At 71.6% G+C, this 15,018-nt stretch carries 12 protein-coding genes; 7 read left to right on the top strand and 5 right to left on the bottom strand.

The features are described from left to right. The first annotated feature begins 46 nt into the window (after nt 1-46). The 5 genes from FEF34_RS15970 (at nt 47) to hemB (ending at nt 5,950) form a co-directional block, all read left to right on the top strand. Entirely contained in the window at nt 47-820 is a 774-nt protein-coding gene (locus FEF34_RS15970) for a redox-sensing transcriptional repressor Rex (RefSeq protein WP_138053793.1), read from the top strand. Beyond that, a complete protein-coding gene (locus FEF34_RS15965; protein WP_138053792.1) occupies nt 817-2,172 on the top strand; it encodes a glutamyl-tRNA reductase in 1,356 nt (451 codons plus the stop codon). The genes FEF34_RS15970 and FEF34_RS15965 overlap by 4 nt, the downstream gene beginning before the upstream one ends. Further along, nucleotides 2,169-3,146, top strand: a complete 978-nt coding sequence (gene hemC / locus FEF34_RS15960; protein WP_138053791.1) for a hydroxymethylbilane synthase — start codon at nt 2,169-2,171, stop codon at nt 3,144-3,146. Before FEF34_RS15965 ends, hemC begins: the two co-directional genes overlap by 4 nt. Continuing rightward, nucleotides 3,143-4,801 carry a bifunctional uroporphyrinogen-III C-methyltransferase/uroporphyrinogen-III synthase gene (locus FEF34_RS15955; RefSeq protein WP_138053790.1) on the top strand — a complete coding sequence of 553 codons (1,659 nt, stop codon included), beginning with the start codon at nt 3,143-3,145 and terminating at the stop codon, nt 4,799-4,801. Before hemC ends, FEF34_RS15955 begins: the two co-directional genes overlap by 4 nt. Before the next feature lie 150 nt (nt 4,802-4,951). Continuing rightward, complete coding sequence (gene hemB / locus FEF34_RS15950) at nt 4,952-5,950, top strand: porphobilinogen synthase (RefSeq protein ID WP_138053789.1); 999 nt, start codon at nt 4,952-4,954, stop codon at nt 5,948-5,950. Between the two features lie 67 nt (nt 5,951-6,017). Here hemB and FEF34_RS15945 read toward each other — a convergent pair whose 3' ends face one another. Next, complete coding sequence (locus FEF34_RS15945) at nt 6,018-6,806, bottom strand: DUF4253 domain-containing protein (protein ID WP_138053788.1); 789 nt, start codon at nt 6,804-6,806, stop codon at nt 6,018-6,020. Nucleotides 6,807-7,196: 390 nt separating this feature from the next. Between FEF34_RS15945 and FEF34_RS15940 the strand changes: the two genes are divergently transcribed. Beyond that, complete coding sequence (locus FEF34_RS15940; RefSeq protein WP_138053787.1) at nt 7,197-7,469, top strand: DUF1876 domain-containing protein; 273 nt, start codon at nt 7,197-7,199, stop codon at nt 7,467-7,469. A 103-nt stretch (nt 7,470-7,572) separates the two neighbouring features. On the opposite strand, the gene argS is transcribed toward FEF34_RS15940, so the two are convergent. Beyond that, complete coding sequence (gene argS, locus FEF34_RS15935; RefSeq protein WP_138053786.1) at nt 7,573-9,333, bottom strand: arginine--tRNA ligase; 1,761 nt, start codon at nt 9,331-9,333, stop codon at nt 7,573-7,575. Between the two features lie 258 nt (nt 9,334-9,591). On the opposite strand from argS, the gene lysS reads away from it, so the two are divergent. Further along, entirely contained in the window at nt 9,592-11,328 is a 1,737-nt protein-coding gene (gene lysS, locus FEF34_RS15930) for a lysine--tRNA ligase (protein WP_138053785.1), read from the top strand. A 207-nt stretch (nt 11,329-11,535) separates the two neighbouring features. Here lysS and FEF34_RS15925 read toward each other — a convergent pair whose 3' ends face one another. The 3 genes from FEF34_RS15925 to FEF34_RS15915 all read right to left on the bottom strand — a co-directional run bounded on the left by FEF34_RS15925 (nt 11,536) and on the right by FEF34_RS15915 (nt 14,791). Continuing rightward, on the bottom strand, nt 11,536-12,792 hold the full coding sequence (locus FEF34_RS15925; RefSeq protein WP_138053784.1) for a DUF2637 domain-containing protein: 1,257 nt from the start codon (nt 12,790-12,792) through the stop codon (nt 11,536-11,538). A 268-nt stretch (nt 12,793-13,060) separates the two neighbouring features. Further along, entirely contained in the window at nt 13,061-13,798 is a 738-nt protein-coding gene (locus tag FEF34_RS15920) for a DUF3558 domain-containing protein (protein ID WP_138053783.1), read from the bottom strand. 180 nt (nt 13,799-13,978) lie between these two features. Further along, nucleotides 13,979-14,791: a DUF3558 domain-containing protein gene (locus FEF34_RS15915; RefSeq protein WP_138053782.1), complete on the bottom strand. Its 813-nt coding sequence runs from the start codon at nt 14,789-14,791 to the stop codon at nt 13,979-13,981. Nucleotides 14,792-15,018: the final 227 nt, after the last annotated feature.

Below are 15,018 nucleotides of genomic sequence, written 5' to 3'. Positions count from 1 at the left end.
TCCTGGGACGCATGGCCGCCAGCCTCGCTCATCCCGCAGGAGCACCGTGGCAACTGGCCGAACCCACCGACCGGCGACTCGCAGCCGAGGAATCCCCGAGGCCACCGTCGCCCGGCTTCCGCTCTATCTGCGCGCGCTGACCGCGCTGTCGGAGCGCTCCGTGCCGACCGTCTCCTCCGAGGAGCTCGCGGCCGCCGCGGGAGTCAATTCCGCGAAGCTGCGCAAGGACTTCTCGTACCTCGGCTCCTACGGGACCCGCGGCGTCGGGTACGACGTCGAGTACCTCGTCTACCAGATCTCCCGGGAGCTCGGCCTGACCCAGGACTGGCCGGTTGTGATCGTCGGTATCGGTAACCTCGGCGCCGCGCTCGCCAACTACGGCGGCTTCGCCTCCCGCGGATTCCGCGTGGCCGCGCTGATCGACGCCGACCCGGCGATGGCCGGCAAGCCGGTCGCCGGCATCCCCGTCCAGCACACGGACGAGCTGGAGAAGATCATCTCGGACAACGGCGTGTCCATCGGGGTCATCGCGACTCCCGCGGGCGCCGCCCAGCAGGTGTGCGACCGGCTCGTCGCCGCTGGTGTGACGTCCATTCTGAACTTCGCCCCCACCGTGCTCTCGGTGCCGGACGGAGTGGATGTGCGCAAGGTCGACCTCTCGATCGAGCTGCAGATCCTCGCCTTCCACGAGCAGCGCAAGGCCGGCGAGGAGACCGAGGGCGAGGCCGCCGTGCCACCCGTCGCCCCGGCCGGCACCTCCGCCACGGCCGACGGCCGGAAGGGACCCGACGGGGACGTGCCCGCCGTGATGCCGGCATGAGTCTCCTGGTCGTCGGCCTCAGCCACCGCAGCGCCCCCGTCAGCGTCCTGGAGCGGGCCTCCCTCTCCGTGGACACCCAGGGCAAGCTGCTGCAGGACGCCCTCGCCGCGGAACCCGCGGCGGAAGCGGCCGTCCTCGCCACCTGCAACCGCATCGAGCTCTACGCCGACGTGGACAAGTTCCACGCCGGGGTCGCCGAGCTGTCCACCCTGCTCTCCCAGCACAGCGGCGTCGGCCTGGAGGAGCTCACCCCCTATCTGTACGTGCACTACGAGGACCGGGCCGTCCACCACCTGTTCTCGGTGGCCTGCGGGCTGGACTCGATGGTCGTCGGCGAGGGCCAGATCCTCGGCCAGATCAAGGACTCCCTGGCGCTCGGCCAGGAGTTGCACAGTGCGGGCAGGCTGCTGAACGACCTGTTCCAGCAGTCCCTGCGGGTCGGCAAGCGCGCACACAGCGAGACCGGCATCGACCGGGCCGGGCAGTCGCTCGTCACCTTCGGCCTGGAACAGCTCGCCGACGGCACTCCCACCGGGGAGTGGGCCGCGGGCAGGAGTGCGCTCGTCATCGGTGCGGGCTCGATGTCCTCCCTCGCGGCCGCCACGCTGGCGCGCGCCGGGGTCGCCGAGATCGCCGTCGCGAACCGCACCCGTGAGCGTGCCGAACGGCTGGTCCGGATCCTGACCGAACCCGGCGGGACGGGAGTCCGCGCCCGGGCCGTCGACATGGTCTCGGTCGGCGACGAACTGACACGTGCCGACGTCGTCGTCTCCTGCACCGGCGCCACGGGGCTGGTGCTGAGGACCGAGGCGGTCGAGGCCGCGCTCGAAGGCCGTACGGGACGGCTGGCGCTGCTCGACCTCGCCCTGCCCCGGGACATCGACGCCGCGGTCCACCGGCTCGAAGGAGTCCGCCTCGTCGACATCGAATCGCTCGCCGAGGCGTCCGCGGAGGCCCCCATGGCCGCCGACGTCGACCGGGTGCGGACCATCGTGTCCGCCGAGGTCGCCGCGTTCGGCGCCGCCCAGCGCGCCGCGCACATCACGCCGACCGTGGTCGCCCTGCGCACCATGGCCGCCGACGTCGTGGCGAGCGAGATCGCCCGGCTCGAGGGCCGGCTGCCCGACCTGGACGAGCGCCAGCGCGCCGAGGTCTCCCAGACGGTCCGCCGGGTCGTCGACAAGCTCCTGCACGCGCCCACCGTGCGGATCAAGCAGCTCGCGGCCGAACCCGGCGGCGCCGGGTACGCGGACGCGCTGCGCACTCTCTTCGACCTCGACCCGGAGACGGTCGCCTCCGTCAGCCGGGCCGACGTCACCGACGCCGACATCAAGAACCGAGGGCGAGTATGACCGAGAGGGCATCGGGGACCGAGCGGCCCCTGCGGCTCGGAACCAGGCGCAGCAAGCTCGCCATGGCCCAGTCCGGGCATGTGGCGGAGGCCGTGCGGCGGCTGACCGGCCGCCCCGTCGAGCTGGTGGAGATCACCACGTACGGCGACACCTCGCGCGAGCAGCTGGCACAGATCGGCGGCACCGGTGTGTTCGTCACCGCGCTGCGCGACGCGCTGCTCGCGGGAGAGGTCGACTTCGCGGTGCACTCCTTGAAGGATCTGCCGACCACGCAGCCGGACGACCTCGCGCTGGCCGCGATCCCGCGGCGGGAGGACCCGCGTGACGTCATGGTCGCCAGGGACGGGCTGACGCTGGACCGGCTGCCGCGGGGCGCCCGGGTAGGCACCGGCTCGCCGCGCCGGATGGCGCAGCTCAACGCGTACGCCCGCTCGCACGGGCTGCAGATCGAGACCGTGCCGATCCGCGGGAACGTAGACACCCGCATCGGATTCGTGCGGAACGGGGAACTGGACGCGGTGGTTCTCGCCGCGGCCGGTCTGAACCGTATCGGCCGGATCGAGGAGGCGACCGACTTCCTGCCGGTCGACGCGATCCTGCCCGCCCCCGGCCAGGGGGCCCTGGCGGTGGAGTGCCCGGCGGCCGACACCGCCCTCGCCGCCACGCTCGCCGAGCTCGACGACCCGTACACCCGGGCCGCCGTGACCGCCGAGCGGTCCCTGCTCGCCGCCCTGGAGGCCGGCTGCAGTGCGCCCGTGGGCGCGCTGGCCGACCTGCCTGCCGACGAACAGGCTGTTCATGAAATGCGCCTGCGGGGCGTCGTCGGTACCACCGACGGTTCCACGCTGGTGCAGCTGTCCATCACCGGTCCCGTGCCCTCTTCGCACGACGAAGCGGTGGCACTCGGGCGCGAACTCGCCTCCGAGATGCTCGCCAAGGGCGCGGCCGGTCTTATGGGGGAGCGAGCACTTTGAGCCCCACCACCTCGAACGTCCCGGCTGGTCCCGTACACGGGCAGGTCACCTTCCTCGGCGCCGGTCCCGGCGATCCGGGCCTGCTGACGCTGCGCGCCGTCGAGGCGCTGGCGGGCGCGGACGTATTGATCGCCGAGCCGGAAGTCCTCGACGTCGTGCGCGGTCACGCGCGCGCCGGAGTGAGCACGCCTGAGCTGACGGTTGTTGACGATGCCTCAACAACCGCCGGTGTCCCGGTGTTGAGGGACGCGGCCAATCTTGTCATGGAGGCCGTGCGGGGCGGCAAGCGGGTGGTCCGTGCCGTGAGCGGGGACCCCGGGCTCGACGGCGACGCGGGCGCCGAGATGCTCGCCTGCGCCGCCGAGGGCGTCCCCTTCGAGGTCGTGCCGGGAGTGGCGACCGCCGTGGGCGTGCCCGCCTACGCCGGTGTGCCGCTGCGTGACGCACAGGGCACGGACGTGCGGTTCATCGACGCCCGGACGGCGGACGCCCGCTGCTGGACCGAGGTCGGCGCCTCCGACGGCACCGTCGTCGTGTCCACGACGCTGGACGCCGTGGCGTCGGCGGCCGCAGAGCTGGTGACGGCCGGGCGCAAGCCCGACACTCCGGTGACGGTGACGGTGGCCGGCACGACGACGCGGCAGCGGACGTGGACCGCGACGCTCGGCACGATCGCCCAGGTCTTCAAGCAGGGCAAGGTGCTGCCGTCGCCCGAGGGCCACCGGCCGGTCATAGCCGTGGTCGGTGAGCGCAGCGCCGCAGCGCAGCGCGACCAGCTCGCCTGGTTCGAGTCCAAGCCGCTGTTCGGCTGGAAGGTGCTCGTGCCGCGCACGAAGGAGCAGGCCGCGTCGCTCTCCGACCAGCTCAGGTCCTACGGCGCCGTGCCGCACGAGGTCCCGACGATCGCCGTCGAGCCGCCGCGCACGCCGCAGCAGATGGAGCGCGCGGTCAAGGGACTGGTGACCGGCCGCTACGAGTGGATCGCCTTCACCTCGGTCAACGCCGTGAAGGCCGTGCGGGAGAAGTTCGAGGAGTACGGACTGGATGCCCGTGCCTTCGCCGGGATCAAGGTCGCGGCGGTGGGCGAGCAGACGGCACGCGCCCTGATCGAGTTCGGGGTCAAGCCGGATCTGGTGCCGAGCGGTGAGCAGTCGGCGGCGGGGCTGCTGGAGGACTGGCCGCCGTACGACCCGGTGTTCGACCCGATCGACCGGGTGTTCCTGCCGCGGGCCGACATCGCGACCGAGACCCTGGTGGCAGGGCTGATCGAGCTGGGCTGGGAGGTCGACGACGTCACGGCCTACCGGACCGTGCGGGCCTCCCCGCCGCCGGCGGAGACCCGGGAGGCGATCAAGGGCGGCGGTTTCGACGCCGTGCTCTTCACCTCGTCTTCCACCGTGCGGAACCTGGTCGGTATCGCCGGCAAGCCGCACAACGTGACGGTGATCGCCTGTATCGGACCCGCGACCGCGAAGACGGCCGAGGAGCACGGGCTGCGGGTTGACGTGCTGTCGCCCGAGCCGTCGGTCCACAAGCTGGCCGAGGCGCTCGCCGAGTTCGGTGCGAGGCGCCGGGAGGCGGCGCGGGAGGCAGGCGACCCGGTGACGCGGCCGAGCGAGCGCCGTCCGGGCGCACGCAGACGCCGTACCACGTGAAGTCGTACGACGTGATCGGAAGGGGTCGCGGGGTTGTTCCCCGCGGCCCCTTTCCGTTTGCTGCGGACCGGATCGCACCGGAGCGGTTCGCCCGTTTCCGGGGACAACATGTCGGCAAAAGCGGTCCCCGCACGGGCGTAGCGTGGGGGCATGACTGTGTACGGATCCTTCCCCGGATCGCGGCCGCGACGGCTGCGGACCACCCCCGCGATGCGGCGCATGGTCGCCGAGACGAGGCTGAACCCCGCCGATCTGATCCTTCCCGCGTTCGTGCGGGAGGGCGTGAGCGAGCCCGTGCCGATCGCGGCGATGCCCGGGGTCGTGCAGCACTCGCTGGACACGCTGAGGAAGGCCGCGGTCGAGGCCCGGGAGGCCGGAGTCTCCGGGATCATGCTCTTCGGCGTGCCGGAGGACGCGAAGAAGGACGCCGTCGGGACCGCGGGCACGGACCCGGGCGGGATCCTCCAGGTCGCCGTCCGAGCGGTGAAGGAGGAGGTCGGCGACGAACTGGTCGTCATGTCCGACCTCTGCCTGGACGAGTACACCGATCACGGCCACTGCGGGGTGCTCGACGCGGACGGCCGGGTCGACAACGACGCCACGCTGGAGCGCTACGCCGAGATGGCGCAGGTCCAGGCGGACGCCGGCGTCCATGTCGTCGGTCCCAGCGGGATGATGGACGGCCAGGTCGGCGTGATCCGGGACGCGCTCGACACCATCGGCAGGGAGGACGTGGCGATCCTCGCGTACACCGCGAAGTACTCCTCCGCGTTCTACGGGCCGTTCCGCGAGGCGGTCGCCTCCTCCCTGACGGGCGACCGCAAGACGTACCAGCAGGACCCGGCGAACCTGCGGGAGTCGCTCCGGGAACTCGCGTTCGACCTGGGGGAGGGCGCGGACATGGTGATGGTCAAGCCGGCGGGGCCCTACCTCGATGTGCTGGCGAAGGTGGCGGAGTCCGTGGACGTGCCCGTCGCCGCGTACCAGATCAGTGGGGAGTACGCGATGGTCGAGGCCGCTGCCGAGAAGGGCTGGATCGAACGCGACAAAGCCATCCTGGAGACCCTGACCGGCATCCGGCGCGCGGGCGCGCAGATGATCCTGACGTACTGGGCGACGGAGGCCGCACAGAAGCTCGGCCGCGCGTAGCGGCCCGGGACCGAGCGGAGTCCCGACGGCCGCGCGACCACAGGCCGCGCGGCCGGGGTGGGTGTCCTCAGTCCCACGAGAACGTCCAGACGGGGGCTCCGAGGAGACCCTGGGCATGGGACCCGAGGCCGGGGCGCGTTCCCTGCCGCACGCTGTCCGGGCAGAACGCGAGGTGCTCGGCCGCGAGCGCCTCGGCGTCCGCGGTCCTGGTGGGCGGCGCGGCCACGGAGAGGACCAACTGGTCGAAGGACAGACCGACGACCCGTATGCCGAAGCGGTCTTCCCACGACCGCAGGACCGAGCAGAGGCGGGCCACGTCCCCCTCGTGGTGAAGCGGGCCGGACCAGCCGATGGCCGCCGGTATGTCGGCGCTGCGGCGGGCGCGGACCAGTGCGGGGCGGGCACCCTTCAGCACGGCGCCGCCCTCGCCGGCGGACAGCGCTTCCACGGCCTCGGCGGCGAGCCGGTCCGGATCCTCCACGAGCGTGCCGCCCGGAGCCAGGCCGGGCCAGTCGCCGTCCGACTCGTCCGCCGCGCCGGAGTCCCAGAACTCCGCGAGCACCTCTTCGGCGTCATGGTCTCCCGGATACGACACCCGCCGCGGCGACAGCTCCCACTCGTGCGGGTCGCCGTCGCCGCCGATCAGCACGGGATGCAGTCCGCCCGCCCGGCGGGCCGGGAGGAGCCGGTCCCAGGTGCCGGGAGCGGCCGGTTCGTCGCCGCACCAGAGGAGGGGCTCGTGCCACGGGCCGTCGACGGTGGTGTCCACCAGGCGGCCGGGCGGCAGATCGAGGCCCAGGGCGCGGCCCGTGGGGTCGGTGGCCAGGGCCGGCAGAGGGTTGGGAAGCATCGCCATGGTCCGAAGGTAGAGGCCGCCACTGACAACGGAGGCCGCAGTGCGGGAACGGCGGCCTCCGGGTCCGGCGTGGGTGACCGGCGGTCGGTGGGCGGTCGCCGGGCGAGCGCGTCCGACACGTCGCCCTGCCCGTCGTCACGGCCGCGGTGCCGTCCTTGTAAGTCCCCGCAGGGAGCGCGAGTTCGGCGGGGCACCGGTCGGGCCGCCGACGTCCCGCGGGGCGAAGCGCACCGTGAGGACCGCTTCGCGGTAAGGCGCGCGAACCCGTCTCGGACCCGGGAGCGGCGTACGACGGCGAACTCGGGGCCATCTGCACGGACGGGGAAGGGGTGGTGATCAGCCCGCGGTCGGCGCACCCTGGGAGAGGTACCGCTGTGGAGGTGATCCGTCATGCAGACTCTCGTCGGCTGGCATGTCGAGATGGAGTTCCTCGAGGAGGGCGACAAGACCAAGGCGGCCGCGATGCTCCGGCTCGCCGACGGCACGGAGGTGCGCGGTCACGGACACGCCAGCCGCCATCCGTCCGACCCGGCCCAACTGCGCGTCGGTGAGGAGATCGCCGGCGCCCGGGCGCTCATGGACGTCGCGCAGACACTGCTCAAGAAGGCGCACGACGAGATCGAGGAGACCACGGGAAGGCCGGCGCACCCGTTGAACCGTTGACGAGGTGACGTGAGGCGAACGGAGGACGGCCCTCGGCGGTTCGCTCGCCGAGGACCGTCCGTGCCCGGATGCGCCCGGACGCGCCGGGGCCGGGCGCCGCGCGTCAGAGGCGCGCGGGGGTGCGGATGCCCAGCAGAGCCATGCCCTGGTGGAGCGTGCGGGCGGTCAGGTCGCACAGGAACAGCCGGTTCTCCACCTGCGCGGGGGTGTCCGCCTTGAGGACCGGGCACTCCGAGTAGAACGTCGTGTACAGCGACGCCAGCTGGTAGAGGTACGCCGCCAGCTTGTGCGGCTCGTACGAGGACGCGGCCTCCTCGACCGTCTCGCCGAACCGGTCCATGTGCAGGCCCAGCGCACGCTCGGACGGGGTCAGCCCGATCTCCGCGTGAGCCTGCGGCTTCGCGTCCCCGGCCTTGCGCAGGATCGACTGGATACGGGCGTACGCGTACTGCAGGTACACCGACGTGTCGCCGTTGAGGGACACCATCTGGTCCAGATCGAACTTGTAGTCCCGGGCCGCCGACGTGGAGAGGTCCGCGTACTTCACGGCGCCGATGCCGACCTGTGCGCCCCGTTCGGCGATCTCCTCCTCCGACAGGTCCTGGGCCTTCTCCCTGACGACGGCCGCCGCCCGTTCGATCGCCTCGTCCAGCAGGTCGACCAGCCGCACCGTCTCGCCCTCACGGGTCTTGAAGGGCTTGCCGTCCTTGCCGAGGACCGTGCCGAACGCCAGCTGGACGGCCTTGACCTCGTCGTTCAGCCAGCCGGCCCGGCGGGCGGTCTCGAAGACCATCTTGAAGTGCAGGGACTGCCGGGCGTCGACGACGTAGATCAGGCTGTCGGCGCCGAGGTTCCGCACCCGGTCCCGGATCGCGGAGAGGTCGGTGGCCGCGTAGCCGTAGCCGCCGTTGGACTTCCGCACGATCAGGGGGACGGGCTTGCCGTCCGGGCCCTTGACATCGTCGAAGAACACGCACAGCGCGCCCTCGGAGCGCACGGCGACGCCGGATTCCTCGAGGATGCGGCAGGTCTCGTCGAGCATGTGGTTGTAGCCCGACTCGCCCACGACGTCGGGGTCGTGGATCTCCATGTCGAGCTTGTTGAAGACGGAGTAGAAGTAGATCTTCGACTCGTCGACGAACCTCTGCCAGAGGGCGAGGGTCTCCTCGTCGCCCGACTGGAGGTCCACCACCCGCCGCCGCGCGCGCTCCTTGAAGTCCTCGTCGGAGTCGAAGAGGGCGCGCGAGGCCTTGTACAGCCGGTTCAGATTGGACATGGCCTCCTCGCCGGATACGGCGGCCTCGTCCTTGTGGTCCAGCTCGTGCGGGTGCTCGATCAGGAACTGGATGAGCATGCCGAACTGGGTGCCCCAGTCGCCGATGTGGTGGCGCCGGACCACCTTCTCGCCGGTGAACTCCAGGATCCGCACCATGGCGTCGCCGATCACGGCCGAACGGAGGTGACCGACGTGCATCTCCTTGGCCACGTTCGGCTGCGCGTAGTCGATCACGGCGGTGCCCGCCGCGTCGGTGAACGGCACCCCGAGGCGGTCGTCCGCCGCGCGGGCGGCGAGCGTCTCGGTGATCGCCTCGTCGGAGACCGTGATGTTCAGGAATCCGGGGCCCGAGACCTCGATCTCCCGCAGTACGTCGTCGGCCGGAACGGACTCGACGACCTTGGCCGCGAGCTCACGCGGATTGCCCTTGAGCCTCTTGGCGAGCGCCAGGATGCCGTTGGCCTGGAAGTCGGCCCGGTCGCTGCGTCGCAACAGCGGATCCGCGGAGCCGGCCTCCGGCAGGGCTGCCGAGAGGGCGTCCGCGAGGCGCTGCTGCACGGTCGAAGCGAGGGAAGGGACCGAGGCCATGAGCTTCCGTTTCCTGTGAGTGTTCCTGTGAGCGGGGCGTCGTGGGTCGTCGGGGTGTGATCGGCACCGCTGTTTCGGTAGTCAAGTGTCCCACGGGGGAGCAACCCGTTTGTCCCACGGACCCCGGACCTGTGGACGCCCGGAGCGGAGTTCGGACCGGACGGCGTTGGCCTGTGGACAACCAACGGGCCCCGTGTTCCGTCTGGGACAATGGCAGACGCCAGCTTCGACAGACCAAGCAATCAAGCAATCAAGGACGTGCCGATCGTGGCTCAGAGCAGCACCGAGACCGACTGGGTCTCCCGTTTCGCGGACGATGTCATCGCCGAGTCGGAACGGCGTGCGCCCGGGAAACCGGTCGTGGTTGCGTCTGGCCTGTCGCCGTCCGGGCCCATCCACCTGGGCAACCTGCGTGAGGTCATGACCCCGCACCTGGTCGCGGACGAGATCCGCCGCCGCGGGTACGAGGTGCGGCACGTGATCTCCTGGGACGACTACGACCGCTACCGCAAGGTGCCGGCCGGAGTGGAGGGCGTCGACGACACCTGGGCCGAGCACATCGGCAAGCCGCTGACCTCGGTGCCCGCGCCCGCCGGCTCCCCGTTCCCGAACTGGGCGGAGCACTTCAAGGCCGCGATGGTCGAGTCGCTCGCCGAACTCCGTGTCGAGTTCGATCCGGTCAGCCAGACCGAGCAGTACACCTCGGGTGCCTACCGCGAGCAGATCCTGCACGCCATGAAGCACCGTGCCCGGATCGACGGCATCCTCGACCAGTACCGGACGAAGGCCAAGGCTCAGGAGAAGAAGCAGCAGAAGCCGGTCGACGAGGCCGAGCTGGAGGCCGCCGAGGGCTCGGGCGCGGCGTCCGAGGACGACGGCAGCGGCGGCTCCGCGGGCTACTTCCCGTACAAGCCGTACTGCGGCAACTGCGAGAAGGACCTGACGACCGTCACGGAGTACCTCGACGCCACCACGGAGCTGACGTACTCCTGCACGGCGTGCGGCTTCTCGGAAACGGTCCGGCTGAGCGAGTTCAACCGCGGCAAGCTGGTCTGGAAGGTCGACTGGCCGATGCGCTGGGCCTACGAGGGCGTGATCTTCGAGCCGAGCGGTGTCGACCACTCGTCTCCGGGGTCGTCGTTCGTCGTCGGCGGTCAGATCGTCCGCGAGGTCTTCGACGGCGTCCAGCCGATCGGCCCGATGTACGCCTTCGTGGGCATCTCCGGTATGGCCAAGATGTCGTCGTCGCGCGGTGGTGTGCCGACGCCGGCGGACGCGCTGAAGATCATGGAGGCCCCCCTGCTTCGCTGGCTGTACGCCCGCCGCAGGCCCAACCAGTCCTTCAAGATCGCTTTCGACCAGGAGATCCAGCGGCTCTACGACGAGTGGGACAAGCTGGAGTCCAAGGTCGCGGAGGGTTCCGCGCTCCCGGCCGACGCCGCCGCCCACGCGCGCGCGGCCCGCACCGCCGCGGGTGAGCTGCCGCGCACGCCCCGCCCGCTGCCGTACCGCACACTCGCCTCGGTCGTCGACATCACCGCCGGTCACGATGAGCAGACGTTGCGCATCCTCAGTGAGCTGGACCCGGCGAACCCGCTGTCCTCGCTCGACGAGGCCCGTCCCCGGCTGGACCGCGCGGAGAACTGGATCACGACCCAGGTCCCGGCCGACGCCCGCACCGTCGTGCGTTCCGAGCCGGACGCGGAGCTGCTCGGCTCGCTCGACGGCGAGGCGCGCGAGTCGCTGCGCCTGCTGATGGAGGGGCTGGACACCCACTGGTCACTGGACGGTCTGACGACCCTCGTCTACGGAGTGCCGAAGGTGATGGCGGGCCTGGATCCGGACGCCAAGCCGACGCCGGAGCTGAAGACCGCCCAGCGTTCCTACTTCGCGCTGCTCTACCGACTGCTGGTGAGTCGCGAGACGGGCCCGCGCCTCCCGACGCTGCTCCTGGCCGTCGGGGCCGACCGGGTGCGCAAGCTGCTGGCGTCCTGACCGGCCGGGGCCCCGGGGGCTCCGGCGGCCGGACGGAAGAAGGGCTCTCCCCCTCGGCGGGTGGGAGCCCTTCGGCGTCGCTGCGTCATGCGGACTCGGCCGATCGGCAGTACCGCCCGGGACCGCCGGTTCACGGTGCCCATCGGCGCGCCGGCGCGGGCGGCGTACCCGGTCCCTCCACGGCCGTCCGGTGGCCACGTCGGCGTCCTACGCGATGTGGTCTTCCATCAGTTCGTTGTTGAAGCGGGTCGTGAACCGGTCCATGTACTGGTTCAGCTCACGGGGCTGGAGGTGCAGCCCGTACGCGGCCTCGACGTTCGACGCGAAGGCGCCGGGCGTCGGCATGCCCTCGCCCTCTATCGAGCGCCGGAACACCTGGTACAGGTTCTCGTCCGAAGGCAGGGCGTCCTGCACGCCCTCACCCAACGGCCTCATGCCGCCCGCCCCGTTCGGCACCGGGAACGTCGGCTCCGGCGCCTGAGTCCGGACAGGCACCGGTTCGGGCTCCGACGCCTGCGGCTGCGGGACGGGTCCGGGCTCGGCCGCGCGCGGCTGCGGCACCGGGATGCGCTGCGGCTGCTCGTCGTACCAGGCCCGGTGGTCCGGCCCCGGGACGTACGTGGCCGGCTCGTAGTCCGGGTCGTAGTCGCCCTTGTACTGCACCTGCTGAGGGGTGGCGAACCACTGGCTCGGCTCCTCCCCGGCGGCCACCACCGGCCCCTGCGCCCGTGCGGGCCCGGTGGGTTCCAGCTCCGGTGCCGCGGGCTGCGGCGGCAGCAACTGCGGCTCGATGCCGGCCGCGGCCAGGCCCGCCGGCGCGGTCTCCGCCAACGGCACGCCGTACTTCGCGAGCCGCAGCGGCATCAGGGCTTCGACCGGGGCCTTGCGGCGCCACGCCCGTCCGAAGCGGGCCTGCAGCCGGGCCTGGTAGATCAGCCGGTCCTGCTCCAGCTTGATGACCTGCTCGTAACTGCGCAGCTCCCACAGCTTCATCCGCCGCCACAGCCGGAACGTCGGCACCGGGGAGAGCAGCCAGCGGGTGAGGCGCACGCCCTCCATGTGCTTGTCGGCGGTGATGTCCGCGATCCTGCCCACCGCGTGGCGGGCGGCCTCGACGGACACCACGAACAGGACGGGGATGACGGCGTGCATGCCGACGCCGAGCGGGTCGGGCCAGGCGGCCGCGCCGTTGAAGGCGATCGTCGCCGCCGTGAGCAGCCAGGCAGTCTGGCGCAGCAGGGGGAAGGGGATGCGGATCCAGGTCAGCAGGAGGTCGAGTGCGAGCAGTACGCAGATGCCCGCGTCGATGCCGATGGGGAAGACCAGGGAGAACCGGCCGAAGCCCTTCTTCTCGGCGAGCTCGCGCACGGCGGCGTACGACCCGGCGAAACCGATCGCGGCGATGATCACCGCACCGGCGACCACCACGCCGATGAGTATGCGGTGCGTGCGTGTCAGCTGCATCGCGGCCACCCGCGATCCCCTCCCTCTTCTGTTCATGGCGCCCGTGGCGCGGCCCAAGCCTGGCACACGAATCCGGAGTCCGGCCCTCCGGGGACCGTGGACCTCCGGCCGGATGCCGGGCGGCCCGGGCCGACCAGCAGAGCGTGCCGGGGGCCGGTCACCGTGCCGGGCGAGTGAGCACCGGGGTCGGGGCAGCGGATCCGCCGGACCCCGTCCCGGCCCCGGTGCCGCGACCGGATGGGTTCACCGGCTCGGCGAACCCATCCGGTCACGACACCTGGTTGGCCTTGGCGACGGAGGCGACGGCCTCCTTGGCCGCGGTCACCGCGTCCTTCATGAGCTGCGACGGGTCCGGGTTCTTGGCACCGGCGAAGCCCGTACCGTTGTAGCCGACGGTCACCACGACATTGCCCGTGCGGGCCACGATCGTTGCGTACTTGAAGTCCTCGCCGGACTTGGTGAGGCCGTAGCTGACCGCGGTGGCCTCCTCGCCGACACCCGACGCGGGCGAGGAGTTGACGCTCTCGGCCTTCTCCGTTGCCCGGACCGCGGCGACTTCCTTCTTGTAGGCGTCGCCGGCGCGGTCCTCGCCGCTGCCGATGCCCGACTCGGACTCGAAGCGCTGGAACGACACGTCGAGCCAGCGGTAGTTCGAGCCCTTGACGCCCTTGTCCTCCAGACCGTTCCAGGAGCAGCTGCCGCGGGCGCCCGTATCGTTGGAGGTGCCGGCCGTGCCGGACTTGTTCTTCACCTTCGGTACCAGTTCCTCGACCGTCTTGGAGGCCAGTGCCTTGCAGGGCTCGGGAAGCTTGGCGTACTTCGCCGGCTCCAATGCCGGCGGCGACTGCTCGCCGCCGGGGGAGGAGGTCTCGGACGAGGTGGACGAGCCGCCGTCCGAACCCGAGTCCTTGCTGTCGGAGTCCGACGAGCAGCCGGCGACGACGAGCATCACCGGGACGGCGGCGCAGGCGAGTATGCGGGTGAGTCGCGGGGCTGATCGGTGCATGGTTCCTTCAGTCGGTTGTCGTACGGTCCTCCGGAGTACCGGACGCGGGGTCCGGGTCCTCCGGGCGGACGGTCCGGTGTTCCCGGGCGGCCACGGTACGCCGACACGGTACGACGGCGGGTCGCCCGAGGGGACCGGGCGGCGGAACCGCCGGGTGGTGCCGACGGGCCGGCGTTCGCGCTACTCGTTGAACCGTTCGGCCAGCTTCCGGGCCAGTCCCCGGGCTTTTTCCTGCAGTTCCCTGCTGTCCGGGATCTCCGTCACACGGGCGGGCTGCTCGCCGTACTCGACGGTCACGATCACGTTGGATGTGCGGAACACCACGCTCACCGTGCGGTGCCGGGCGGTGGAACCGGCCCGGGTGAGGACGTCGTCGAGGAACGCGGCGTCGCCGAGCCCGTCGAGTACACGCGGCTCCAGGCCCTCAGGCGGGGTCGGGGAGCCGGAGGCAGTTCCGCCGGACGGTGTGGGGGTGCCCGGGAGGGACTCGGCGCCGGTGGCGGGGGAACCCGTCACGGGGGTGCCGGTGTCGCCCTGGCCTCCTGCGGCGGGCGCCGGCAGCTGGGCCGCGTCCTGCTTCCTCGTGTACACCTCGACGGCACGCTGGTCGTCGCTGACGTCCTGGGCGTAGGACACCACGCGCTCCACGTCGACGCGGAGGTTGTGCGAGGCGTCCGGGGAGTCGGCCTTCCAGCTGCAGCCGACGCGGCGGTCCGTGTCGTAGGTGACGGCGGCCGTACCGCGGAAGACCTTCTCCTGCTGCTCCTCGGGCAGCTCGGCCGCGCCCGGCAGCAGGTCCCTGAGCATCGAGCGCTCGACGGCGCCGCAGGGCTCGTAGAGCGTGCGGTACTTGCCGGGGGCGGCGACGGGGCCGGCGGTCCCGCCGGCCTTCGCCTCGGTGGTGCCGCCGCCGTCGGTGCTTGCGCCGGTACAGCCGGTGACGAGCGCCGCGAGAAGCACCGCAACGCCGGGTACGAACCCCTTTCGCCGCACGTTCCCAGGCTCCCTTCTCTGCCGTCCTGCGCTTCCGGCCCGGTCGGGTCGCCCACCGGCTCCCGGCCCCGGCCGTGGCCGCCCGCGGCGAAAACGTGTTGCCGCCCGATGCGTGCCGGTGGACACAATGTGTATCGCACGCGCAGCTGTGAACGCCGGTTCGATATCCCTTTTCTTGAGCTTGGTGCTGGTTTTGCGTTATCAGAGTTTTCGGGGGAATTGAGGGA

This window comes from Streptomyces marianii (assembly GCF_005795905.1).
In the GTDB taxonomy this organism is placed as follows: domain Bacteria; phylum Actinomycetota; class Actinomycetes; order Streptomycetales; family Streptomycetaceae; genus Streptomyces; species Streptomyces marianii.
This window is presented reverse-complemented; position numbering and strand designations above follow the sequence as displayed.